Source organism: Rothia amarae (assembly GCF_042677725.1).
GTDB classification, from domain to species: Bacteria; Actinomycetota; Actinomycetes; order Actinomycetales; family Micrococcaceae; genus Rothia; species Rothia amarae.
Map to the genome: position 1 here is coordinate 93,759 of NZ_JBHUCN010000013.1, position 25,428 is coordinate 119,186.

Below are 25,428 nucleotides of genomic sequence, written 5' to 3' on the forward strand. Positions count from 1 at the left end.
CATCCTTTATGAGGAGCCGTGTATGCCGCGAGTTCAAAGAATCGCCCAGTATGCCAGCATCGATCATGAAATGCTGAGCCAGAAGCAGGGGATGGACGCCGGTGTAACGTTTGACCAGCGGTATTTTGTACGTTGTACGGGGTTGGGGAACTGGTCGGGTAGCGATGTCATCGATACAGTCCATCGCGTGCGCGGTGAATTGGGGTCACCACATCTGTCGTATCTTCCTGCTTTACCTGATCGGGGTTATGCGGCGTCGACGTTGGCTCGAAGTATCGCTGTGTTGGACGGCCTCGAAGCAGATGGAGCTTCTTTCGGGTGGCGGTTGGTTTCTGGCTACTCCCGGGAAGCAGAAAAAGCGCGTTCGCTCTTCACCTCTGATTTAAATGCTCTGGCAGATACCGTGGGCAAAGAAAGCGCTTCCGGCAATGCTCTGAAACTGCAATTCTGCGGTCCCTTTACTCTTGCTTCTTCTTTGCATCTGCCGCAGGGGGAGCGCGCCATCGCAGATTACGGTGCGGTACGAGATATTCGGGATGCTTTCATTGCCGGTCTTGGTTCTTGGCTCAAACTGGTGCGTGAGGCTGTGCCGGATGAGCAAATCATTATCCAGTTCGATGAACCGGATTTGGGAGCAGCGATGGCCGGTCAAATCTCAACAGCAAGCGGGTTGAGAACGTATCGGGCAATCAAACCTGAGATATTAGAGAGTAGCTACGAACTACTGGCACAGGAGATGAAGAACCACAATGTTTTCACTGCAGTTGCGAATGCACCCCACCCATACCTTGCCAGTTTGCAATCGACTGTAAACGCAAGCGCATTTTCTTCCAAAAATTTTGAAGAAAGGGATTGGGAGAAAGTAGCCACCCTGATTGAAGCGGGGCAGCAGGTATGGCTGGGGGTAGCAGATACCCACCAAGTTCAGAGTGTTTCATCTCTTGCCCATTCGCTGTGGAAATCCTGGCGGACGGTAGGCCTCTCTGCTGACCAGTTAAGCGGTCTGACCTTGACGGAGCGAGGAGACCTCTCTGAAATTTCCTCCCCGCAGGCTACAGCGGTGCTAAGGCATCTGACCGAGACGGCGCGGGCAGTCTCCGAAATTGCGCAGGACCAGTAACTTTTCACACTTATTTTGGACCCCGCTAAGATGAGAGGGTCTGCTGATTTTTCAGAGGAGAATAATGAACGCAACCATACTCGTCGTGGACGACGACGAAGCTCTGGCTGAGATGGTCGGAATCGTACTAGCTCAAGAAGGCTTTGAAACAGCTATTTGCGAGACGGGCGACCAAGCCGCTGATGCTTTCCGTACTCACCAGCCGGACCTCATCCTTCTCGACTTTATGCTTCCGGGTATGAACGGTATCGAGGTGTGCACCCAGATTCGCCAGGAGTCAGATGTCCCTATCATCATGTTGACCGCCAAGAGCGATACTGAGGACGTCGTGCGGGGGCTTGAAGCTGGTGCAGATGATTATATCGCCAAGCCCTTCAAACCTGCTGAGCTGTTAGCCCGCGTACGTGCTCGTCTGCGCCCTAAAGAAGAGCACAGCAAGGGTCATCTGCTAGTAGGCGGGTTGGAGATAGACCTCGCCGGTCATACCGTCAGCCGCGGGGGAGAGAACATCTCACTGACTCCTTTGGAGTTTGATTTGCTGGCAAATTTGGCGCAGCAACCGGGGCAAGTAATGACCCGCGAATCGTTATTAGATAACGTATGGGGTTACGAAAAATCGGTTGATTCTCGTTTGGTCAACGTTCATATTCAGCGCCTGCGTTCAAAGATTGAGCAGGACCCTGAGAACCCTCAGATTGTTTTGACTGTGCGCGGCGTAGGTTATAAGGCCGTCTCAGATAAACCGCACCGCTAGGACTACCCTTCGTGTCAATTACCGCACCACTGCCGAAGGTGAATGCAGCTCCAGCGTCAGAACTGAATCCTCGGCGTCATCCTATTAAAACTGTCCGTCAACTGTGGCGACAGTCGCTTCAATTCCGTGCTGTGTCGGCAGCTGGTATTTTGATGATGATTGCTTTCATCTTCGTGGGTTCATTTTTGACACATCAGATTGCTAATTCTCTGTTTGATGGTCGCCTCAGCCAAGCACTGGAAGAATCTAAGAGCGGCTTTACGAATGTTCAGTCACTTCTTGATAGCTCTGATGCCACTGCAAATTCGGAGATTGAACGCGACGTTCTGCGCTTTATGACGGTTCTTGAGGTAGACGGCAGTGATTCTAGCCGGCAGTGGATTTTGGTGCCTCACGGAGATCCAGATAATCCCGGTTCAATTACAGCTCACAGCCAGGGTCCTTCTATTACTGCCGATGCGGTTCCTGCGGAGCTGGATGAGGCAGTGCGGAAGGACGACGGCGGTATCTATTGGCAGTCATCGAGTATTACTCAGAATGGTGTAACGCATCCGGTTCTATTTGTAGGTACGTCTATCAAGATTCACCAGAACCCTGACTATGGTCTTTATCTGGTGTATGACTTATCGGCGTCCCAGCAGACCATGCGGTATATCAACCTGGTGATTCTGCTGGCATTCTTGATTCTGCTTGTGGTTGTTCTTTCTATCGTGTGGTTTGTGACGCGAACGGTTATCCGCCCTATTGCCTCCACTGCTATAACGGCCGAGAAACTGGCAGCCGGTGATCTTGACCGGCGTGTGATTGTGCGAGGGGAAAACGAAACGTCTCGGTTGGGTCATTCCTTCAACCGCATGGCAGACGGGTTACAGAACCAGATTTCTCAGCTGGAAACCCTTTCTAGCATGCAGCAGCAATTCGTTTCCGACGTCTCGCATGAGCTGCGTACCCCTTTGACTACCGTCCGTATGGCGGCGGAGATGCTCTACAGCGGTCGTGAAGATTTGAATCCGGCGTACCGCCGTCCCACGGAGCTTCTTTACCACCAGGTAGATCGCTTTGATTCGTTGCTGGCAGATTTACTGGAGATTTCGCGGTTTGACGCCGGTTCCGCCACACTCGATTGCGCGCCGGTTGATTTACTGGCGGTTATCAACGATGTCTTGTTCGAAGTGCAACCGCATCTTGCGCGAACCGGTACGGAGCTCACTCTCCATACGGACGAGCGACAAATTATGGTGGAGATGGATCACCGCCGTATCGAAAGGGTTTTGCGTAACCTCTTGTTCAATGCAGTGGAGCACAGCGAAGGTAACCCGATTGACGTGTACATCGGCGTGAACGAAAACACGGTAGGTCTTGCAGTACGTGACCACGGTATCGGTATGAAACCTGAGCATTTGGATCAAGTTTTCAATCGTTTCTGGCGTGCTGATCCTTCCCGTAAACGTACGTTGGGAGGAACCGGTTTGGGGCTTTCTATCGCAGCCGAGGACGTGCGTTTGCACCAAGGAACACTGGAAGCGTGGGGCAAGCCGGACGAAGGTGCGTGCTTCCGCATGACCTTGCCGCTGACTCAAGATATTCCTATGGGGTCCTCGCCCGTGCTACTAACAGGTGAACCAGAAAACGGTTCTCTGCGGTCAACGGAGCAAACTGCCGCCACGGGTAGCATACTCACTGTAGCTTCGCTCGATCACGAACTCGATAAGCCTGAACCAAATTCTCGTTATACCGCTGCTTCTTCGGAGGAAGTACCCGATGAAAATTAGACCTTTGTACAAAGTTTCTTCTTTGGGGCTCATCTTTCTGCTCACAGCTACAAGTTGCGGGAGTATTCCAACTGACGGTTCCGTCAACCACTATGCTGACCCTGCACAGAGTGCCTCGCCTTCTGCGGCGGATATCCAGGCACAGGGACCGAGCCAGAACGCTAGCCCAGAACAAATTGTGCGTGGATTTATAGAGGCAGGTATCGGCGCCCACGATGATTACACAGTGGCGCGTGAGTTTTTGACACCCGAATTTGCGCAGACCTGGCAACCTGATGATAAGACCCTCGTCTATGGAGACCAGGTGAATCTCAAACAGGGGGGAAAGAGCGAGGACTTCGTCGTCAATGTACCGGTAACAACTGAGATTGATAAGAAGGGTATCGCTACCTCCTTTGACGCGGCGGAAAACCAGGATGTCAACATTACGGTTAAGCAGGTGGACGGACAGTGGCGTATCGCTTCTGCACCGAATGCCATCGTCATTTCTCGGGCGAACTTCGAAAAGGTCTTTACTCCTTTCACGCTCTATTTTTACGATTCCACGTTTACCTATGCCGTGCCGGATACGCGCTGGTTTGCAGACCGTAGTACGGTTGCGACGTCGTTGGTTCGCGTGCTGTTGCAGGGCCCGGCGCCCTACCTTGAGGGCGCTGTCAGCTCTGCTGTACCCGAAGGCACACAGCTCAATCGGAATTCAGTGCCGGTTAATGGGGGCACCGCAACGGTGGATGTGAATACAGCAGAACCGGCGGCTAATCTCTCCCAGCTTGATATTGAAAGATTCCAAACTCAGCTCACTCAAACTTTGTCCCAGCTCAACGGAGTGCAGGCAATTCAGCTTTCCGTTCAAGACCAGGTTTTGAAGCAGAACAGTTTGGATGATTATCAGGCGCCAGTCATCAATCCCGATGTGGGTCCGCAAGTTGTGGGATTCTCTGGCAAGGATATGAGGATGAGCGAAAACTTCCGCGATGATAGTAATCTGACCACCATTTATACCTCGGATGATTCAATGCAACTTCCCGCTATGGGGTATAAGAGACAGAACTTTGCTTATCTCAACGCTGCCCGCAACTCGCTGAACTGGATTAACTCCAATACACGCAAGACTGTCATGATGGGGGAAATGCTCACTCAGCCATCATTTGATCAATTCCAGTGGTTATGGTCCTCTACTTCTGATGGGGAGGTCAAGGCTATATCTATCGCGAATCGAGAGAATCAAACTCCGCGCACCATTTCTGCAGATTGGCTCAAAGACTACACGGTGAGCTCCTTGAAAATTTCGCGCGACGGCACACGCGCTGTGATTGTGACTCAAAGCGGCGGAGAATCAGCCGTCTGGATGTCGGGTATCAAACGCGGGTCCGATAATACTCCGGAGGCTTTGATGGAGCCGATCCGCTTGAGCAGTACCGGCAAGGTATCAGATGCTCAGTGGTATAGCGATTCTTCTGTGCTCTTGGCTGACTATTCGCAGGGGAGCACAGAGATTGTAAACCTCTCGGGCGAGGTCAATCAGATTGAAACTCTCGATGGTTTAGCAAGCATCTCTGCTGCCCCCGGTAGCGAAACTGCACTGGCGCATACCCAAGATGCAAGCGTCTACAGGTTGCTTGACGGGCGCTGGTCGCGCATTGATATTTCGCTGGAAGACGCTAATTTCTCCGGGTAGTTCATCTATTCACTACAAGTTATCCACAGTTGAAAATAAACCTGGTGTAGCTGATGCTCGGGCGGTGACACTGGAGGTATGCAACTTTTTCCTCAGACACCTCAACTGCGACATCACGCTCATACTCATCGTGATGCGGAGACCTTCTGGGCTCTTCTTTATTCGGTTTACGAACTCTTCTTTCCTCGAACGTGTGCCAGTTGCCTCTCCTATGGGCAGTGCATGGGGCTGGGCAGAGCGCTCTGCACGAGATGCGATTATCTAGTGAGGTATTCGTTAGTGAAAGTTATGCGACCAAAATCAAGATATGCTCTTCCTCCGGTTTTTTCCGCAGGAGCTTATACGCACGAGCTAGCCCGTTGTATTTTAGCTTTTAAGAATGGTGGCAGAACTGATCTGACTGAATATTTTGTGACCGGGCTGGTACGTGCGGCATACGAGATACTCGGACCGCTGAGTAGCTCACCTACAAAAGCAATGGGCATGAGGAATAAAACCTCCTCTCAACAAATTTACTGGGTGCCTATCCCGTCCACCGCCCAAAGTGCCCGACGTCGGGGGTTTGTTCCCGCAGAATTATTAGCTCAACAAACCCTGCGCCAGCTACGAAAGACGCCGCTCACCGAGACCTTTGAATTTCAGCTAGGAAGATTCTTGCGTCAAAAATCGCGTCTTTCATCAGCTACCGGTCAAAAATTGCTGGGAGTGAGCGCCAGACGCCGTCGAATCCTCGATTCTATGAGCATCCGACCCACCTTAACTAGTGTGTTAGGGCGCGAACGGGATTTGCGGGGCAAAAAGTGTGTGCTCGTAGACGATGTATTGACTACCGGCGCAACCCTCAAAGCAGCCACCTCTATTCTAGAAAAGCACGGGGCTCACGTGATAGGAGCTATCACTGTAGCGGCAGTCCCGCGGAAAACCTCAGATGAAACAAAGCGACACAACGTAGAAACCAACTTAACACAACGCTAAGTGCGAAATTTATGTGACTGACAACATATAGTGTTCTATTGTTGTTCATAAGGAACCCACCCAAAGTTCCTGAGCGAATGTTAAATCACAGACGCTACCCTTCAATGTTGGGAGAGAATTGTGGAAATCAACGTAGTTGGACGAAACATTACGGTCTCCAATCGCCTCCGCGAGTATGTCGAAGAAAAAGTTGCTAAATTTGAGCAACTTGGAGAACGCGTGAGCAACATCGAAGTGAAATTCTCGCTAGAAGGTCACTCCGGTTCAGAAACAATTCGAGTAGAAATCACAGTAGAAGGTCAAGGTCCCGTCCTGCGCGCAGAAGCCCAGGGCTCTGACAAATTTGCTGTCTTTGATGAAACCTATGGCAAATTGCTAGAACGTTTACGCCGCGCTCGCGACCGACGAAAAACTCCCAAACACGGCAACAAACGCCCGGTCAGTGTGGGTGAAGCCACTGGTGCGCTGGTTCCTGAGGATTCACCCCTCATAGAATTTGAAGATCAAACTGTTGAAGAAGCCGCTTTCAGTTCAGAAATTTCGCTTGAGGACGACCTCTCTTCACCCATTGAAATCCGTCGCAAGAGCTTTAAAGCAGTTGCACTTACCCCTGAAGAAGCAGTTGACCATATGGAACTGGTAGGGCATGACTTCTTCGTTTACGTTGATAAAGAGACTGGCGCGCCTTCAGCCGTTTACCGTCGTAAAGGCTGGTCCTACGGCGTAATTTTGCTCAAAAATCAGTAAATATTGGGTGCCCAAGCAAACCTAATGTAGATATTTTTTGCAGAGTCGGTAGATAAAAATCTACCGACTCTGCTTGTTTTATATCGTGTAACCTCAAGGGCAAAATGTGCCCAATGTCTTACCGTTAGCCCACAGAAGAAAAGCCATACCTCGTAAATTCTGAGCAGAGAGTAACCTAGAATGGTGAAAGCGTGTCTTCTCTTACCTTTGGGGAGAGACCCGTAACCTCTACTTTCGTTATTACAAGGAGTCAGTTTTCAGTGGCATCTTTCCTAGAAAAGATTCTTCGAGTTGGAGACAAGAAGATTCTCAAACAGCTCCGCGCTTACACTGATGCGGTGAATTCTCTAGAAGACAGCTTTATCGCCATGAGCGATGCTGAACTCCGCGCTGAAACTGATGCGTTTAGAAAGAGAGCTCAGGACGGCGAATCGCTGGACACCATGTTGCCAGAAGCCTTTGCGGTGGTTCGAGAAGCATCCAAGCGCACCCTCGGCAAGCGCCACTACGACGTCCAACTTATGGGCGGCGCTGCGCTCCACCTGGGGAATATCGCCGAAATGAAGACGGGCGAAGGCAAAACACTGGTTGCTACCGCACCTGCCTACTTGAACGCGCTCACTGGCAAGGGCGTACACGTGGTCACCGTCAACGATTATCTCGCTGAATATCAAGCAAATCTAATGGGGCGCGTCTTCCGATTCTTAGGAATGGAATCAGGCGTTATCCTTGCAAACCAGACTCCTGAACAGCGTCGTAAAGAATATTTAGCAGACGTCACCTACGGCACCAACAATGAATTCGGTTTCGATTACCTCCGGGATAACATGGCGTGGACTGTGGAAGAGCAGGTACAACGCGGTCACAACTTCGCCATCGTGGACGAAGTGGACTCCATCTTGATTGATGAGGCACGAACCCCGCTGATTATTTCCGGTCCCGCTGCTGGTGAAGCCAACCGCTGGTATGCCGAATTTGCGCGGTTTGCACAGACCCTCAAAGCCGATTATGACTATGAGGTAGATGAGAAAAAGCGCACCGTAGGTATTTTGGAACCGGGCATCGATAAGATTGAAGATCACCTGGGTATCAACAACCTCTATGAGTCTTCCAACACCCCTCTTATCGGTTTCTTGAATAACGCTATTAAAGCAAAAGAGCTCTTCAAAGATAATAAAGATTACGTCGTGATGAACGGCGAGGTCATGATTGTTGATGAGCACACCGGACGTATTCTTTCTGGTCGTCGATATAACGACGGCATCCACCAGGCAATTGAAGCCAAGGAAAAGGTTGAGGTTAAGCCCGAAAACCAGACGATGGCTACTATCACCTTGCAGAATTACTTCCGCATGTACGACAAGCTTTCCGGTATGACCGGTACTGCTGAAACCGAAGCGGCAGAATTTATGAATACCTATGAGCTTGGTGTCGTTCCGATTCCGACTAACAAAGATGTTGCTCGTAAGGATCAGCCGGATAAGGTTTATAAGGACGAAATCGCTAAATTTAATGCGGTCGTCAAAGATATTAAAGAACGCCACGAATCAGGGCAGCCCGTCTTGGTGGGTACAACCAGCGTTGAAAAGAGCGAGTACCTTTCGAAGCTCCTGAAGCGCGAAGGCGTGCGACACGAGGTGTTGAACGCGAAGAACAACGCCCGTGAAGCTGCAATCGTGGCTCAGGCAGGTCGTAAAGGTGCAGTGACTGTTGCAACCAATATGGCTGGCCGTGGTACCGACATCATGCTCGGTGGTAACCCAGAATTCAATGCTGTTGAAAAGATGGAGTCTTTAGGGCTGGATCCCGAAAAGAATACTGAAGAGTATGAGGCCCGCTGGCCCGAGGTTTTAGCTGAGTGTGAAAATGCAGCTCAAGCTGAACACGATGAAGTCACCGCTGTGGGCGGACTCTACGTATTGGGTACCGAACGCCATGAATCGCGCCGCATCGATAACCAGCTTCGCGGTCGCTCAGGTCGCCAGGGCGATCCCGGCGAATCGCGGTTCTATCTGTCTCTAGCTGACGATTTGATGCGTCTGTTCAATGGACAGGCTGCGGGTCGCCTTATGGCGGGTGCTCCCGATGATACTGCGCTAGATTCTAAATTGGTTTCGCGTGTTATCGCTTCTGCCCAGGGGCAGGTTGAATCCCGAAACGCCGAGCAACGAAAGAATATTCTCAAATATGATGATGTTCTTAACCGCCAACGTGAAGCTATGTACAAGGATCGCAACGCCATTTTGCACGGTGATGATCTCAAGGAGAACATCCAAAAGTTCACCCGTGATGTTCTGACTTCTACCATCGACGCTGAAGTTAGCACAGGGCATGCCGAAGATTGGGACTTCGCTAAACTCTGGAAGAATCTGGAGAGCGTATATCCTATTACTCTCACTGTTGATGAGTTGGCGGAAGACGCCGGAGATAAGTCCAAAATTACTCGCGACCAGCTGGTCAAGGAAGTTCTTGCAGACGCACAGGTCATTTACGAAGAGCGTGAAGAAGAAGTCGGATCAGAGGCTATGCGAGAAATTGAACGTCGAGTAGTTCTCTCAGTCATTGGTAAGCATTGGCCTGAGCATCTCTACGAGATGGATTACCTCAAAGAAGGCATTGGGCTCAGAGCGATGGCTCAGCGTGACCCACTGGTGGAGTACCAGCGTGAAGGCTATGGAATGTATCAGGCAATGATGGATGCAGTACGCGAAGAAACCGTCAGCTACCTTTATCATCTCGACCTTTCCAAGCAGCGTACTCGCTCGTCCAATATCAAGTTGGATATTCCTGCTCAGCCTAAGTTCTTGCAGTATTCGGCTCCATCCGAATCTGGTGGGACCGAGACGAAAACTCTGGAAAATGAGTTTGTAGATGAGTCAGAAGTGAAAATGAAGCATAGGAAGTAAGACATTTAGTCTTAGTCGAAAATTGGCCTCCGCACTACATGCGGAGGCCAATTTTTAGGTCCCAGCTTCAGCATCATCAGGGAACGTGCGGGAACAACGGGCATTGCTTAGGCAATCTCTATCTCAGTGATTTGCCATCTGGAGAAAACCTTTTCTACCCGCAACGCCATCGCTCTCACGCGGGCATAGTCTTGCATAATGAGGGAAACCTCAAAGACCGTGGGAGAAATCTTTTGCGCTTTGGCTCTGCGAGTTTTCGGCATCGTAATTTGGGGTGCAAAAGGCGAGTGATTGAGAGGGACCCGAGCGTATTTTCGCCGTAGGCTATTTGCAGTTACTTTGCTTCTGAGGACAACCCTTTGCTGACATTCTTTGCTGAGCCATTTCGACACATGAGAAGCTGGACGGCGTCCAGCAAATACCTCAAGCAGAACGACACCTATCCCAGCGCACATTACTTCGATGGCTCTACACTGTGAGTCTGAAGGTTTGAGAGGGATTCCCCGAGAAACTGAGTCAGGTTGTTCTTCTTTGACTATTTTGCGCCTAAATTTTTCGTAGTCTTCGGCTGAAATAGCAAGAAAATTGGTCTGCTTCTCATCTGCTCGGAGATCGGCAGATAGGGATGATTGCTTAAGAGGGCCATGGGGATGGGACATTGTTTTACTCCTGGATAGTTATGCGTGCGGGGTGAAAGTGGGAATGGTGAGAATCTGGTCAGCGAAGATGGGGTCATCCATTTCTCCGAGATTTACTTGATTCAGGTCATAGATCTGATGAGTGAAGTCCAGCACTTCTGAAGGGGTCGCAGACTCTGGTAGGTGAGCTTGCGCGATACTCCAGAGACTATCTCCGGCGGCCACCGTGTAGGTCGTGGAGGAACCCTCGGGCTCCTCTCTCATACCGGACATGAAAAAGGGGAGAATCTGTGGTGCAGCTTTGTCTGTATCTTTCTGCGTGGATGTCATTTCAACTTTCTGCGTTGTGAGCAGAGGCTGTTCGACGAACGGATGTTCCGCTTCATCGGCTGTAGAGGATTGAAAGAAGGGCAACACCGCCGCATCTGGGGCGCTCACACTGGAAATAGCGCTGGGCTCTGCGCCAGCAGTAATATCTACCGCCTGAGCTGGAGTAGCAAAGATTGATAATCCGAGAACAGCTACCGCTACACGCCGTAGAACGGCTGGAGCCCAATGCGGTAGTTGGACAGAGCCCCGTCCTTCGGCTGTGCAGATAGCTTTTAGTATTCCTAGTAAACCGATAGTCCACCAGAGAATCATCATCCCTGCTACGGAAGCAACGAGGATGATAAGCCCACTTTCTACTGGGTCCAGATTCTTTCCTGATTTCAGTAGCTGCTTCGCTGCCGCAATGGCTAGTAGCGAAAGGATAGGAACGAGCACAAGAAGAAAGAGGTCCCTGGAAAGAGGGATATTAATTTTCGTTCTCATAATCAATCATTTCGTATCGTTTGATGCATTTTGATGCTTTATTTTGATTATGAATGTGTTTTAAGTAATAGTAAAGAGATTTCATGCCCCAAATATGTAGTTCATGTGGGTTCAACGGGGGAGATGCTACTTTTAGAGCATGAGAATGGAGAGAATTTTTCGTGATTATGAGACGCAGTTAGCGGCAGAAAATCAAAGAGTCGTGGAGGCTGAGGCTCGTGATGTGCGACGAAGTGAATTCGCCAAGATTCAACAAGCCGACCGTCTGGCGGCGCAAATAGGACGTTCTGTGCGCGTCAATACGGGCGATTCGTTGCAATGGGAAGGGACTCTTGAATCCCTGGGAAAAGGATGGATTCAACTTCAGTCTCATTCGGAGAATATTTTAATTCCAATGAACTCTGTCAACTGGTGGGAAGGTGGAACGCCATTCTCTACGGTGGAAGCACGTTCTGTTTCTCGTTCGCTCTCGCTAGGGTACGCTTTTCGCGCGTTAGCGAGTGCTCGCATTCCTGTGCGTATTTTTCACAACATGGGCGCAGTAACTACTGAGGGAACAATTGAGAGGGTTGGACTCGATTTCGCAGAAATAGCCTTGCACCCCCTCGAAGGGCACTTTCGTGCCCAGCAAATCTCAGGGTGGCGAACGGTGCAGCTTTCTCAGGTTAGTGCCTGCTGTTCGCTGCTTACCTAGGCTGAGGTTTTGGTTTTTTGGTCCTCTGCCTCTTTGGCAGCCTGTTGTTGGGTTCGTTCATATGCTTGCTCAATATATTCTTCGAGTTTAGAAATTTCTACACGCCATTGACCGCGTCCGCCTACCTGAATGGCGGGAAGTTCTCCTTTTTTGACGAGAGCTCGTGCTTGACTCATAGTGATGTTGAGAATTTCGCAAATCTCGGGGAGGGTATGAAACCTTTTCTTAACCATTGTGACCTCTTTGATGTAGTTTGATGCCGTTACAGTAACTATAATCTCGACTCTTGGTGTTTGACTAGGAAAAAGGTTTTTAAGGGGACAAAATGTACATTTGGTTGCATGTCCCTAAAAGTGCGGTTGGTTGCTTTTAGTCTATTTTTAGTAGACATTGCATCGTATGCTGTTGGTCAAATCACTCATCGCAGATTTCGAACACGGGATACCACTATGGCTCAGAAAGTAACCGTCACTCCTCAGGTCATTGCCGAGCGCATTCATAAACCGGGGTGGAAAGATCCTAAGCTTTTGATTGGATTATTGCTTATTTTGCTTTCTGTCCTCGCTGTCATCGGCGTCATGAGAGCTACTAACAAAACTCAGAATTACTACATTGCTGCCCACGACATCAAAGTGGGAGATGAAATTCGACAGGAAGACCTCACTCTCTCAGAGGTGAGATTGGGCGATTCTGAAAACCTTTATCTCTCCGCAGATGATGCACTACCAGATTACGCCCGAGCCAATCAGAACATTCCTGCAGGAGCACTTCTGCAGCAGAATACTGTAAAAGCGCAAGATCATGACGGCCGTCGTCTAGCAACCGTTGTGATGGATTCTACTATTGCGTCTTCCTTTACTACCGGCGACAGAGTAGATATCTGGGTATCGAAGAAAAAGGACAACGGTACTGCCTATTCTGAACCGCAAGTTGTCATGCAAGCCGCTGAGGTGAGCGGCGTCCATTCTGAGGAATCGATGATTGGTAGTACAGGAAAATCTGCTGTGCAATTGCTTGTCACCGATGACGCCCTGGCGGAAGTGCTCAACGCCACCAACAACGAAAACAAGATTAATTTGGTTCCCACAACTTTTGGACAGAAGTAGGTAGCCCGGTGAATGTACCTGTTATTGTTCTTGGCGATATTTCAGGCAAATATATTGAAGCTATCGAAAGCGAACGCGGTATCGTTAGCGTAGCGAGACACGTACATGAGCTCGCTGAGGTTTTGGGTATCGCCCAGACGGGCATTGCTCGAGCCGTTCTGCTAATTAGTGGATTCGAAGATCTAACTGCCTCACTGGTGAATTACCTGGCGGAGAGCGATGTCGGCGTGGTTGCTGTCGTTGACCCAGGGGATCCAGAACCCCTGGAAAATATTCGCTACCTGAGTGCGTTGGCGAACCCTTCAGAGGTTATCGAGGCGCTAGAAACTGCTGCTGAAGAAGTCGAAAATACTCCCGTTAGTGTGAGCGGTCGAGGTCCTCTTTCAGGGGTAGAACTGTCATCTGCGGCCTTAGAAGATGTACAACCTGATAGGCAAGGGAAAATCATCACCTTCTGGGGGCCAGCCGGCGCGCCGGGGCGTAGCACTCTCGCTCTAAACTGTGCGGCAATACTCGCTGACCAACAACATACCGTGTGTATTGTCGATGCCGATACGTATGCTCCGTCGCTGAGCTCGCTTTTGGGCATGATGGATGATTATTCAACTTTGTCCCAGCTATGTCATTTGGCAGATCGAGGAAATCTGGAAACAGAGAAAATTGCAGAGATCATGAGCACGGTAAAGATTGAGAGCGGAACTCTAGATGTGGTCACCGGAATAACCCGAGCTGATCGGTGGCCCGAAATACGTTCCCAAGCGCTCGAGAGCGTGTTGAAAACATTGACTGCAAAATACGACTTTGTGCTAGTGGATGCGGGGTTTTCTTTAGAAGCTGATGAAGAACTGAGCTTTGACGGTGTCGCGCCACGCAGAAACGCAGCTACTTTAACTGCAATTGATCAAGCCGATGAAATTATCCTGGTGGGGGTCGCCGATGCCTTAGGCGTGCCTCGTGTGATGAAAGCAATTTCGGAATTGCTTTCCACCCCCAACGTCCACGTCGAAAAATCTAAAGTGCATGTTTGGATCAACAAAGTCCGCCCCGGTTCCATCGGACCGCAACCGGAGGAGCAGATTCTACATTCTTGGCAGAGATTCGGTCCACAACTTCCCATCGAAGGATTTATTCCGTGGAATCCAGATGCCATAGATAAATCTTGGCTCACGGGGCAGACCCTGGCAGAAAGTGCGCCGTCTTCAGATGTTTGCCAAGCGTTACGAACCCTGATCGAATCGCTGATTATCGAAGAAACAAAAGCGAGGGGAGTTGGTGAGTTTTCGTCTGACAATCTGACCATTGCTACCCGGTCTGCACCAGGTAAAGAATCATCGCATGATCCTTCGAGGGCAAAATGGCGCGCCTGGAAACGTAAATCTTAGAAGGATCATGAGCGACTAAAATCTTTCATGAAGCAACTTTTCTGGAGGGGTAATGTCACTCAACGATTCAAAATTACATGCGGCGTCGCTGGGACCAGGAGACACCGAATGGTTACATTTGTTGATGGGCGATTGGCAAATAATCGCAGACACCGCTCATGCAGATATAGTGCTTTGGTTACCGGACGAAAAGAATCTTCCGGATTCAGAGCACCTCTCAGCAATGAGGGCGCCTGCATTTCCTCGTCACTTTACTAGCGCCGGGCAGGTTCGCCCCTCCACCGTTCACACAGTGTTTTACCGCGATATGGTAGACCAAGAAATGGGGGAGAAGCTGCTGGAAGTAGTCCAGCAAGTGTGGCGGCATCAAAAGACCGAGTACCTTGATGACACTGAAACCTCCGATGAACTAATACTTCGAACCGGTGTGCTTCCCTTGGTCAGACACGGTCGAACTATCGCGGTTCTTACCATCCATACTGAGCTCTTTGGGCTGCGGCGCCCACCTCGTATAGAAACGGTCTACAAGACGGTGGCAGAAGACCTCATCCAAATGGTCAAACGTGGAGCCTGGCCTGAATTCAGCGCATCTGTGGGTACTAGCCGCGGTAACCCGCGCGTCAGCGATGGCCTCCTGACCTTGGATTCTGAAGGAATAGTAAATTTTGCTTCTCCTAACGTTTCCTCTATCTATAAGCGTTTAGGTTTTAGTGGAGAACTTGAAGGAAAACAGCTCGTTGAGATTACACGAAATCTCATGTCCCAGGATGAAACCGCTGATGAAACCCTTCCCCTGGTGCTCAGTGGACGCATGCCGTGGCGCGGCGAAATCAAGGTGCGCAACACGAGTGTCACCTTTCGAGCTATTCCCCTGCGGCAGGAAACATCGTTGGGGGAAGAAAGATATGGTGCCATCTTGCTGTGCCGCGACGTCAGCGAGTTACGACGTCGCGAACTGGAACTGATGACCAAAGACGCCACCATTCGTGAAATCCACCATCGTGTGAAGAACAATCTTCAAACGGTTTCAGCGCTGTTGCGCCTACAATCACGACGGATGAAAACGGGTGAAGCTAAACAAGGGCTAGAACAAGCGATGCGCCGTGTCGCCACGATTGCAATGGTCCATGAAGCTCTTTCCCAGGGCCTGACGCAGAACGTGGATTTTGACGAACTCATTCAACGCCAATTTCATCTGGCTGCCGAGCTAGCATCGCCCGGTCAACACATTCGTACGGAATTGAACGGGACTTTTGGTGAGCTCCCCAGCCAGTTTGCTACTCCACTCGCGCTGGTTATCAATGAGATCGTTGCCAACGCAGTGGAGCATGGTTTAGACGGCGAAACTGGGACAGTTACCCTGACCGCTCTACAAAGCCTCACGGCACAAAATGAACGACAACTCACCGTTACCATCTGTGATGATGGATGCGGAATGGTGAAGTATCCCATTGAAGAAGCAGGGACGTCAGCTTATCGAGAAAATAAGGGCAGGGAGGGGCTGGGCATGCAAATTGTGCGCACACTCGTTGCCAGCGAGCTCAATGGTTCCATTCGATGGGAACCGCGTCAGCCTCGCGGTACAGCAGTTACCATCCGTGCTCATCTGACAACCAACTAATAAATTAGAACAAAGAAAGAGGGGAATCAGCTTGTTAGCTGATTCCCCTCTTTCAAGGAACTTAATACTCGATGTTTCCTAAACTTAGGAAGCGCGACGGGCTCGGGCAGCTCGACGCTTCATAGCGCGTCGCTCGTCCTCACTCATACCGCCCCATACACCGGAGTCTTGCCCTGTTTCGATAGCCCACTGCAGACAGGTGTCCATGACCGTGCAGTTACGGCATACCGTTTTTGCTTCTTCAATCTGAAGTAAGGCGGGACCAGTATTTCCTACGGGAAAAAATAGTTCTGGATCCTTCTCCAGGCAAGCAGCACGGCTACGCCAATCCATGAGCACGTTCTCCTTATTAGAGGCTAACTCGCAAGTATCTGATTGCAACAAATACTATGACAACAAATGAGGCCCCTACGAGTAGAGGCCTTTCTAAACCTCAATAACTTTCCCACGTAAAGAAAGCGTAAACAAGAGGTTTCTAGAAGAAAATTCCTCCGGGAGCTGAGTTATATCTCACAGGTGCAAATAGTGCAAATGAGGTATATAGGAGACCCTAAATTTTTAGCTACTATGGAGTCTAAAGAATCCGCTTTTATTACGAACAGAGGCAAATCTGTGGCATCACTCCAAGCACCTGGTTCTATCAAAGTAGCAGCTGGGGTGGGTTTCCTCGAAGCACTTGCTATTGCCGGTTATTCGGTGATCATGATTATTTCGGCGGGAGCATCTGAGACAGGGATGGGGCGTATCATCGCTCTCGCCATTTTCTTCCTGGTGATTGCAGCTGTCATTGCCTTTTCCGCCTGCAAGCTCTTGGCGGGTAAACCTTCAGCCCGTTCAATGCTTTTAGTCTGGCAATTATTTGCTGTCATCCTAGGAGTACAGACCGTAGTGGGTGGGCAGCTGTTCATTGGCTTGTTAGCTGTTTTTCTTGGCGGACTCGCGATTATGATGCTCTTTTCTTCCTCCGTCAACGCTTTCTTTGAAGCGCACTCATCGGGACGTTCCCTCGATAGGGACCTGTAGAGCTACGCTGTCGCCCTGATTGATGTAGAGGACTCTGCCAGCGGGGATTTGCCCCTCCGTCTTGAGGTCATCAGCTAAATTCGCGCTGGCGAAAAACTCAAGATCTCGGGGGCTCTGCGGCATCAACGCAAATCCGCGGATGGCGCCTATTCCGGCTGAATACAGTGGAAGAGACATCAGACGTGGATTGGGAACTACCGTAAAAAATACGTGCTCTAACTGCGACATATTCTGCAGAATTTTTTGCTGAACCTCGTGTGCCACAAATTGTAAATCGTCCAGAAGGAGCACCAAATGCGGCGTAGTCTCCAGATGTCGCTGGATTTCAGCTAGTTGCTCTGCGGTTGCGGGTATCTTTCCCGAGATTCTCAAATAGGAGTATTCCGGGTTGAGTTGTTGCAAAGCATCTAGCAAAGCTGTTTTGCCGGATAAGCGGGGACCAACGATAGCTGTGCACTGGTGCATAGGGTAAGCGGTTACCATCAGCTCGTTGTGCCGCGTGACAGCGGTACGAAGCACCAGATTCTGCTGTGAGGATAGATGAGCTGGGAAAACAAGAGGAAGTTTTGCAGCTTCTTTTAAAGTAATCTTTAGAGGCAACTGATTCCAGCACTCGTGTGAAGATATTGGTGGGGAGATGTCTCTGGGTAGTGCGCTCTGCGCAGGAATCAATTCTGCAGAGGTAATTTTTGAGTGGGGACTGAATTTCTTGACTAGTTTGCCCTCGACTGAAAAATTATGAGGGGCGGGGTGAAGAATATTCTTGCTGATTGATTTCAACGGATCCTTACTGATAGCTTCATCGCTCAATAACTGAGTAGAAAAGAGCTGGGCCATGCTTCCCTTTAAGCTCGTATGCGAACCTGCTACGACGATATGGTTCTTGGTTGGAGCATTCATGAGTAATCTCTGCAGAGTTCTGCTCGCTTCCAGCTCCTTGACATGCATTTCAAGCCAGCTGTCTAAGCCATCAATAAGAAATAAAATGGGGCGATTGGAAGAGCTTTCCTGGGTAACTTCCCTCCACACCAAAGTTTGGAATTCAGGGTCAAAAGGACCCACAAGTGAACTCACCTGCCATCCCGATTCCTGTACAAAATTTTGGAAATAGGTAAAACTGCTATATTCGCCGCACAAGATATGGGTTTCTATATCCGCAGCGAGCGCCTGAACTGCCAGCGTCCTCAATAATTCCCATCTCTGATTTTGCTCTGCCACCAGGCTAATTGGACCGATTTGACTATCTAGTTCAACCTCGTGATGATCACCTGCTGCGGCAATTTCAACTACGCCTAACAAAAGACGACGGCCCTCTGAAATGGAAAGAGTAGAAGAAGCCTTTCGATGGGGGATTGGTCGATAGTCCGAAGGCGCGCAAACCGCCTGCACACGACTTACATAGTCTGCTAACCGCGCGTCTTCATCTGCAGACTCTGGAATCAAAGTCTTCGAAGATATACCGGTTCCGAGTATAGAAAGCGAGCAAGCTGCCTGCTCAGGGGGCTTTCTGGGCGAATCAATATAAAGAGATTGAAAAGGGATCAGAGAACCATCTGAGTACTTGATATATCCTGCACCCGGTGAACTCAGAGGTATTTTGGCGGCAAGGTCTGAATCTATGACAGAGATAGACTCGGCGCTTGATGCCACCCGCAAACACAGGGTGGTACCGATGTTGGATGTGATATCCGAGGAGACATTCCCCCGCGGTTTCTGAGTAGAGAGAAGCAAATGCACGCCGAGGGATCTGCCGATAGTAGCCACACGCATCAATTCATTCATGCTCTGAGGAAATTGGTCGGTGAGCATTTTAAATTCATCAACCACGATTAACAGCTCAGGGTATTTGGGCTTTTCGTTACGCTTATACATCAGGTGAAGATAATCAGTGTAAGAGCTCACCGCTAGAGAACGGAACAGCCTTTCCCTTTTTTCCAAATCTGCCCGCAAGAATTTGAGTGAACGATCAAATTCACCTTCTTCTAAGTCAGAAAGCACCGCCTGGGTGTGCGGAAGCCTTTCAAATTGACCGAGCCCTGCGGCTCCTTTGAAATCGATGAGGACGAGCGCCAGACGCGACGGCGCGAAAGAGTAGACAAGACTGAGAATGATAGAGCGCAGTAGCTGAGACTTACCTGACCCGGTTGTTCCAGCCAACAGAAGATGGGGGCCATGAACTGATAAATCCAGAATGGTCTCTGCTCCATCGCTTATGCCCACAGGAAATGAGAGGGAACGAGTAAATAAGGAACTTTGCCACCGCTCTTGCGCGGCATCTATATCAAAGAGGGGGTGCTCAGATACAACGACAGAATTCTGTTCGAGAGCAAGTGTAGATAGTTGATTTAGCCAGTTCAAGAACAATTTTTCAAAAGTCCGCGATGCCATCCCGTGAGCAGTACATCTCAGTACTTGCCCGGTATCGAACCGAGGAGCAGGACACTCTGCGAAATGATGGAAACTAAGAGCGAGGTTGTTTTCCGCACCCGAAGTATCTTCATCGAGAATTGTGAGAGGAACACGGCGTTGGAGGAGCTCATCAACCGGCGGGCGATTTCGGTGAGGCTCCAAGAACCGCACTACTGACCCAATCCACCCCTCAAGTTTAACGTCACTCTCCGAAGCAAAAATGAGCCAGTCCTGCTCGCTACCGCCATCTAAATTCGAGGAGGAGCTCATAAGCTCGACGTTTGGTAGTACCTGCAAAAGCTCACATTCCGCAGGAAGAATCCGAAGGAGCGCAGGATCAATGAAAATTCTAGCTCCTTTAGTTTTAAGAATGAGTTGTAAGAGAAGATGCCGAAACACCGACACTGAAACATGAGCGTCAAATACCTGAGCAGAGTTTTTATACAACCGCGAATAGATGGGAACTGACTGCAACATCGGTAAATCCTCAAAACGCAGCTGAGAACTCTCACAGTTAACCTCCCGTGAGCCACGACCCCACGTCATAGCCTCCGAGAGAGGCCGTTTCAACGCTCCCGGGCATTCCAGACCGTGTACGGAATGCGCTCGCGCTTTATCCTTTGCAATGCCATCGTCTAGGATGCGCCGATATTTTTTGGATTGGCCGTGACCGGACTTTAGATTGATACCCAGCATGAGGGATGAAGCTATCGACATCATCAGAAAGAACCACATACCGGTTATTACTGCTATTACTCCTCCCACGAGAAGGGGTAGAACTATCATGGCGACCTGCTGAAAAAGCGGTCGCCGGGGAGGTAAATCCAACGAAAACGGGCTAAAAAGATCTGAGTGGACGACGTCGTGGCGACACTTTGTGTTCTCCACTAGCTCGACGACGGATGACCCCCATATGACTTCTTCGTGAAGTTTGAGTTCATACTCCTCGCTGTCATCGATGATAAATATTCCTGAAGGAGTCATCGAGACTAGAGCGGATTCGGTATCTAGCAGAGGGTCATGTATCTGAATTTCGCCGTTGGTTCGCCCAACCCTGAACGCGGAATTCCGATGCAGCGAAAAACGCTTTCCCATATCTGGCCCAGCAATAACTTGGAGAAAGAGGGCATTTTGCGCAGGCAGGGAAGTCAATATGGGGTGCTCACTCGAAGAAATGATGCTGCCTGCGGGGATATCTTGGAAATGTCGGACGTCGTCCAAAGAACCGGAAGAACTCACGCTGAATGAATCTTCTGTATTGAGCATTTCTCGCAGCCTCTCATGCAAGTGAAGGCCAGAGAGACGCGGATGAGCTTCAACCTTAAGAACTAAAAGATGTTCGTTTTCACTGAGTGCGAGTAAAAATTTTCGGTGCATCTCTTAATAAGAATAAAGCGCTCTCTCTTGTGCAACGGGGGTCCCTTCAACCTGTGGATAACTCAATGAAATCTCAGAAAATCCCTTAAAATTAACTGAATATTTCTGAGTGTTTCGATGTTTTCCCCAGGTGAGCTCAGAAAATTCTCTGAAGAGTATAAAAAATGTGAGTTAGCAAAGCACGTTAGAATAAATCATCAGGTAGTTTTGTCAGAAGGTGTAGATCTGTAGATTCGCTCGCCATCGGTCAAAAATAATTACTTCTAGCGCAGGCTAGGAAACCAGAAGTACAGGAGTATTTTGTGAACGCTGATCTCGTAGTCGTAGGTTCGGGCTTATTTGGTCTGACCATCGCAGAGCGTGCTGCAACCGAACTAGGTCTCAAGGTAGCGCTTCTGGACCGTCGCTCGCATATTGGTGGCAACGCATACAGTAAGAAAGAAGAGCAGACTGGTATTGAGGTTCACCAGTACGGTGCTCACCTTTTCCATACTTCAAATGAACGTGTCTGGGAATATGTCAACCGCTTTACTGACTTCACCAACTACGTTCATAAGGTGTACACCAACCACAACGGCGTGGTCTATCCCATGCCTATTAACCTGGGAACCATCAACCAGTTCTTCAACGCCGCTTATTCCCCTGCTGAAGCAAAAGCACTTATTCAGGAGCAAGCGGGCGAGTTGGCTGGTACCGATCCTCAGAACCTCAACGATAAGGGCATCCAGCTCATCGGTCGTCCGCTCTACGAGGCTTTCATCAAGCATTACACTGCAAAACAGTGGCAGACTGATCCCGCTGACTTACCGGCATCTATCATTTCGCGCTTGCCAGTTCGCTACAACTATGACAACCGCTACTTCAACGACAAGTATGAAGGTTTGCCGGTAGATGGATACGCCGCATGGCTTGAGCGCATGGCCGCACACGAAAACATCGAAGTTCACCTCAATACCGATTTCTTCGAAGACGGTCATGAGTATTCTCGCTCTAACGTTATCGGGCAGGTTCCCGTGATTTACACTGGGCCGGTCGATCGCTACTTCGATTTCGCAGAAGGCGACCTCTCCTGGCGCACCATCGACTTGGAACAAGAAGTTCTTCCCATCGAGGATTTCCAGGGTTGCGCAGTGATGAACTACCCCGATGCAGATCAGCCTTATACCCGCATCCACGAATTCCGCCACTTCCACCCCGAGCGTGATTACACGAAGGACGCCACCGTTATTATGCGCGAATTCTCCCGATTCGCTGAGAAGGGCGATGAGCCATACTACCCGGTGAACACCTCTGTCGACCGCGAGAAGCTTTTGGCATACCGCGACCTTGCAAAGGGTGAAGACAAGGTTCTCTTTGGCGGTCGTTTGGGTACCTACAAGTACCTTGACATGCACATGGCTATTGGCGCGGCACTATCTATGTTCGACAACAAGATTAAGCCTCATTTTGAAAATGGACAGAAGCTCGAAGCAGGCGGGGTGGATGCATAAGATGACTGCTACCCCCACCCCAAAGACGAAGTCTCTTCGTACCTTGCAACGAATCATTCTGCCCGAAGCAGTGCAGACGGACGTCATCCCTCTATACATCGATAGCGGTAGCGCCACTGGTGTTCAACTTCCTACTCGTATGGACGGCGACGCCGCGGACGCCATCGCAGAGGCAGCAGCAGTTCAAGAGTTGAAAACGGACGCAAACGCTCCTTCACGTTCTGCATCTCCCGATGTTTTAGGACGCCGTTCCACCAAAATCGATGCTGGTAAGACAGTTTCATTTGGTACGTATTTCAATGCTTTTCCCGCGTCCTACTGGCGTCGTTGGACAGAGCTAGATTCGGTCAACCTTCAGCTGAGGACCGAAGGCGACGGCATGATCGTGGTGTATAAGTCGAACGCACGTGGTGTGATTCAGCGCGTGGACGCAAAAGTCGTTTCTGGCGTCGCTACCTCTACTTTCCAGCTCACTCTTGCCCCGTTTGGTGATGGTGGCTGGTACTGGTTCGACCTCACAGCCACAAAGAGTGACCTGATTCTGCAGGAAGCTGAGTGGCAGGGCGATATCGAACCACGTTTGGGTCAAGACGGCGGCAAAGCAACTGTTCAAATTACCACGATGAACAAGGTTGAATACTGCATCAATAACATTCGCTCCCTGGGCGAAAATCTCGATGCTTTAGAGTCTGTTCAGGAAATTCTTATCGTGGATCAAGGTACCGATAAGGTAGCCGATCACCCCGATTTTGAAAATGCCGTTAAGCCTCTCTCTGGTAAATTCCGCATTATCAACCAGAGTAATCTGGGTGGATCAGGCGGGTTCGGTCGCGGCATGTATGAGTCGATAAACAATGGTAGCGACTACGTTTTGTTGCTGGACGACGACGTCGTGGTTGAACCAGAATCAATTCTGCGCCTTATTACTTTTGCCGACTACTGCAAGAACCCCACCATTGTGGGTGGACACATGTTTGACATGTTCGACCGTTCAGTTCTTCACGCATTCGGCGAGGTTGTAAACCCTTGGCGAACTTTCTACGATCGACCCCACGAAGACATGTCCTTGGGTCACGATTTAGCGAAAAGCAACCTGCGTAGCACGCACTGGATGCATCGCCGTGTCGACGTAGACTACAACGGCTGGTGGATGTGCCTCATTCCCACCGAGGTCATCAAGAAGATTGGCTTGTCCCTTCCCCTCTTCCTTAAATGGGACGATGCCGAATACGGTCTTCGCGCTAAGGAGGCGGGCATTGCAACGGTGTCTTTCCCCGGAGCAGGTCTGTGGCATGTCTCCTGGCAGGACAAAGACGATTCGGTGGGCTGGCAGGCATACTTCCATGAGCGTAACCGACTCATTACTGCTTTGATTCACTCACCCTTTGAAAAGGGTGGGTCGGTTCTTCGCGAGTCTCTTTTCCTCGACGTAAAGCATGCTCTGTCGATGCAGTACTACACTGAGGAAGGTCGCTTGTTGGCGATTGAAGATTTGCTCTCAGGTCCTGAACATCTTCATCCTTCGTTGAGCGAACGATTGCCCGTCATTCGCGGCAAGGTCAAGAACTTCCAAGACGCACAGCTCAAGACCAACATTGACGATTACCCGCAGCCCAAGACGAAGAAACCTCCGTTCAAGGGCCGCCGTAATTTCCATGCTCCCGGCTATTCGAAGCTGGTGCCGTGGGCAGTTTCAACAGTGGGACGCCAGCTCTTCAAGCCAGTGGATGAGATGGCGGAGAAAAACCCGCAAATTCAGCTCACCTATGCAGAAAATCGCTGGTGGACTGTCTCAAAATTCGACTCGCTCCTTGTGACCAATGCTGAAGGAACCGGTGTGTTCTGGTACAAACGTGACCCTCAGCAGTTGCGCAAGGATTTGGTACGAGCTACCAAGCTTCATACCAAGCTCTTTACCGACTGGGCAGATTTGCGTAAGCAATATAAAGAAGCTGCAGAACAAGTAGCTTCTTACGAAGCATGGCAAGAGACTTTCAATAAGCATACGGAGTCAGAAATTACTCGATGACTGATATAGCTAATCGAGAGTTTTCAGCCCCCGGTCGAGGCCGGGGGCTGAAGGACGCTCTCAATCACAGATATCTTCTAAAACTGCTCGTAGATAAGGAAATCCAGGTTCGCTACCGCGGATCGGTGCTGGGCATTGTCTGGTCTTATATTAAACCTGCGGTTCAATTCCTGGTCTTTTATTTAGCTCTGGGTATCTTTTTGGGTCTTGAGAAAGGACTACAGAATTATTCTGTTTATCTTTTCTCAGGCATTATCGTTATTAATTTCTTCTCAGAGTGTTTTAGCAACGGCGCACGTGCCTTTGTGGTGAACGGGGCATTGATCAAGAAGATTTACCTTCCGAGGCAGCTCTTCTCGCTCTCCACTATTTGGGTAGGAATTATCCACTTTCTTCCCCAAATATTGGTGCTCATCGTAGCGTGTTTTGTGGTGGGGTGGTCACCGGATATCAAACAAATTCTTGCAGCGGCAGTGGGAATTGTTCTCATTATGCTGTTTGGGCTTGCTGTCGGAATGATTTTTGGTGTCGCCAATGTGTTCTTCCGCGACTCTGAAAACCTGGTGGATATGTTTTTGATGATGGCTACCTGGCTGTCTCCTGTGATGTATTCCTGGACCATGGTGGCTCGCGAGGTGCAGATTCCACATATCGAGCAAATCTATATGACCAATCCGCTGAGCGTTGCCGTCGAACTCTTTCACTACGCTTTCTGGCAACCCACATTGAGTGTTGAACAGCAGGGATTCTTGTTAGAGGCAGGTAACTGGCATATGTTCCCGCATCTTTTGACGATTTGGGTGCCGGTTGCATTCGGTGTCTCTCTTGTTTTGCTATTGCTGGGGAACTATCTATTTCGCAAGTTCGAGGGTAACTTCGCACAGGAGTTGTAAT

The 25,428-nt window shown here is 49.9% G+C and carries 20 protein-coding genes; 15 read left to right on the forward strand and 5 right to left on the reverse strand.

What is annotated here, in order from left to right; all coding sequences use genetic code 11:
• Positions 1 to 22: 22 nt before the first annotated feature.
• From ACFR81_RS07250 to secA, 7 genes are all read left to right on the forward strand, one after another.
• On the forward strand, positions 23 to 1,120 hold the full coding sequence (locus tag ACFR81_RS07250; RefSeq protein WP_141669385.1) for a uroporphyrinogen decarboxylase/cobalamine-independent methonine synthase family protein: 1,098 nt from the start codon (positions 23 to 25) through the stop codon (positions 1,118 to 1,120).
• A 64-nt stretch (positions 1,121 to 1,184) separates the two neighbouring features.
• On the forward strand, positions 1,185 to 1,874 hold the full coding sequence (gene mtrA, locus ACFR81_RS07255) for an MtrAB system response regulator MtrA (protein ID WP_068170557.1): 690 nt from the start codon (positions 1,185 to 1,187) through the stop codon (positions 1,872 to 1,874).
• An 11-nt stretch (positions 1,875 to 1,885) separates the two neighbouring features.
• Positions 1,886 to 3,646: an MtrAB system histidine kinase MtrB gene (gene mtrB, locus ACFR81_RS07260; protein ID WP_343875399.1), complete on the forward strand. Its 1,761-nt coding sequence runs from the start codon at positions 1,886 to 1,888 to the stop codon at positions 3,644 to 3,646.
• Positions 3,636 to 5,324: an LpqB family beta-propeller domain-containing protein gene (locus ACFR81_RS07265; protein WP_343875397.1), complete on the forward strand. Its 1,689-nt coding sequence runs from the start codon at positions 3,636 to 3,638 to the stop codon at positions 5,322 to 5,324. Before mtrB ends, ACFR81_RS07265 begins: the two co-directional genes overlap by 11 nt.
• A 483-nt stretch (positions 5,325 to 5,807) precedes the next feature.
• Positions 5,808 to 6,299 carry a ComF family protein gene (locus ACFR81_RS07270; RefSeq protein ID WP_343875394.1) on the forward strand — a complete coding sequence of 164 codons (492 nt, stop codon included), beginning with the start codon at positions 5,808 to 5,810 and terminating at the stop codon, positions 6,297 to 6,299.
• A gap of 120 nt (positions 6,300 to 6,419) precedes the next feature.
• On the forward strand, positions 6,420 to 7,046 hold the full coding sequence (gene hpf, locus ACFR81_RS07275) for a ribosome hibernation-promoting factor, HPF/YfiA family (RefSeq protein WP_343875391.1): 627 nt from the start codon (positions 6,420 to 6,422) through the stop codon (positions 7,044 to 7,046).
• A gap of 260 nt (positions 7,047 to 7,306) precedes the next feature.
• Positions 7,307 to 9,952: a preprotein translocase subunit SecA gene (gene secA / locus ACFR81_RS07280; protein WP_068172535.1), complete on the forward strand. Its 2,646-nt coding sequence runs from the start codon at positions 7,307 to 7,309 to the stop codon at positions 9,950 to 9,952.
• Positions 9,953 to 10,059: 107 nt separating this feature from the next.
• Here the strand turns inward: secA and ACFR81_RS07285 are convergent, their stop codons facing one another.
• Both ACFR81_RS07285 and ACFR81_RS07290 read right to left on the reverse strand, forming a co-directional pair.
• Positions 10,060 to 10,611: an Rv3235 family protein gene (locus tag ACFR81_RS07285; RefSeq protein WP_145173411.1), complete on the reverse strand. Its 552-nt coding sequence runs from the start codon at positions 10,609 to 10,611 to the stop codon at positions 10,060 to 10,062.
• Positions 10,612 to 10,629: 18 nt separating this feature from the next.
• The gene (locus ACFR81_RS07290) at positions 10,630 to 11,355 is read right to left on the reverse strand and encodes a LysM peptidoglycan-binding domain-containing protein (RefSeq protein WP_343875388.1); all 726 of its coding nucleotides are present in this window, start codon (positions 11,353 to 11,355) and stop codon (positions 10,630 to 10,632) included.
• A gap of 193 nt (positions 11,356 to 11,548) precedes the next feature.
• On the opposite strand from ACFR81_RS07290, the gene ACFR81_RS07295 reads away from it, so the two are divergent.
• Complete coding sequence (locus ACFR81_RS07295) at positions 11,549 to 12,097, forward strand: histidine kinase (RefSeq protein ID WP_141669436.1); 549 nt, start codon at positions 11,549 to 11,551, stop codon at positions 12,095 to 12,097.
• Here ACFR81_RS07295 and ACFR81_RS07300 read toward each other — a convergent pair.
• A complete protein-coding gene (locus tag ACFR81_RS07300; protein ID WP_068172549.1) occupies positions 12,094 to 12,330 on the reverse strand; it encodes a helix-turn-helix domain-containing protein in 237 nt (78 codons plus the stop codon). The two genes, ACFR81_RS07295 and ACFR81_RS07300, sit on opposite strands and share 4 nt — an antisense overlap.
• A gap of 216 nt (positions 12,331 to 12,546) precedes the next feature.
• Between ACFR81_RS07300 and ACFR81_RS07305 the strand changes: the two genes are divergently transcribed.
• The 3 genes from ACFR81_RS07305 to ACFR81_RS07315 are packed head-to-tail and all read left to right on the forward strand — an operon-like array spanning position 12,547 to position 16,206.
• On the forward strand, positions 12,547 to 13,203 hold the full coding sequence (locus ACFR81_RS07305; protein WP_068172551.1) for an SAF domain-containing protein: 657 nt from the start codon (positions 12,547 to 12,549) through the stop codon (positions 13,201 to 13,203).
• Positions 13,204 to 13,211: 8 nt separating this feature from the next.
• A complete protein-coding gene (locus ACFR81_RS07310) occupies positions 13,212 to 14,585 on the forward strand; it encodes a CpaE/TadZ family protein (RefSeq protein WP_190618169.1) in 1,374 nt (457 codons plus the stop codon).
• 52 nt (positions 14,586 to 14,637) lie between these two features.
• On the forward strand, positions 14,638 to 16,206 hold the full coding sequence (locus ACFR81_RS07315; protein ID WP_190618170.1) for a sensor histidine kinase: 1,569 nt from the start codon (positions 14,638 to 14,640) through the stop codon (positions 16,204 to 16,206).
• An 84-nt stretch (positions 16,207 to 16,290) separates the two neighbouring features.
• Here the strand turns inward: ACFR81_RS07315 and ACFR81_RS07320 are convergent, their stop codons facing one another.
• Positions 16,291 to 16,539 (reverse strand): WhiB family transcriptional regulator, encoded by a 249-nt coding sequence (locus tag ACFR81_RS07320; protein ID WP_068171655.1) that lies wholly within the window; start codon positions 16,537 to 16,539, stop codon positions 16,291 to 16,293.
• A 279-nt stretch (positions 16,540 to 16,818) separates the two neighbouring features.
• Here ACFR81_RS07320 and ACFR81_RS07325 point away from each other — a divergent pair, with 279 nt between their 5' ends.
• On the forward strand, positions 16,819 to 17,229 hold the full coding sequence (locus ACFR81_RS07325) for a hypothetical protein (RefSeq protein WP_141669414.1): 411 nt from the start codon (positions 16,819 to 16,821) through the stop codon (positions 17,227 to 17,229).
• On the opposite strand, the gene ACFR81_RS07330 is transcribed toward ACFR81_RS07325, so the two are convergent.
• Positions 17,197 to 20,904: an FtsK/SpoIIIE domain-containing protein gene (locus ACFR81_RS07330; RefSeq protein WP_190618172.1), complete on the reverse strand. Its 3,708-nt coding sequence runs from the start codon at positions 20,902 to 20,904 to the stop codon at positions 17,197 to 17,199. The genes ACFR81_RS07325 and ACFR81_RS07330 overlap by 33 nt on opposite strands.
• Before the next feature lie 413 nt (positions 20,905 to 21,317).
• Between ACFR81_RS07330 and glf the strand changes: the two genes are divergently transcribed.
• From glf to ACFR81_RS07345, 3 genes are read left to right on the forward strand one after another with little or no spacing between them, the layout of a single operon-like run.
• Complete coding sequence (glf, locus tag ACFR81_RS07335) at positions 21,318 to 22,505, forward strand: UDP-galactopyranose mutase (RefSeq protein ID WP_068171646.1); 1,188 nt, start codon at positions 21,318 to 21,320, stop codon at positions 22,503 to 22,505.
• On the forward strand, positions 22,498 to 24,534 hold the full coding sequence (locus ACFR81_RS07340) for a glycosyltransferase (protein ID WP_343875378.1): 2,037 nt from the start codon (positions 22,498 to 22,500) through the stop codon (positions 24,532 to 24,534). The genes glf and ACFR81_RS07340 overlap by 8 nt, the downstream gene beginning before the upstream one ends.
• Complete coding sequence (locus tag ACFR81_RS07345; protein WP_343875375.1) at positions 24,531 to 25,427, forward strand: ABC transporter permease; 897 nt, start codon at positions 24,531 to 24,533, stop codon at positions 25,425 to 25,427. Before ACFR81_RS07340 ends, ACFR81_RS07345 begins: the two co-directional genes overlap by 4 nt.
• Position 25,428: the final 1 nt, after the last annotated feature.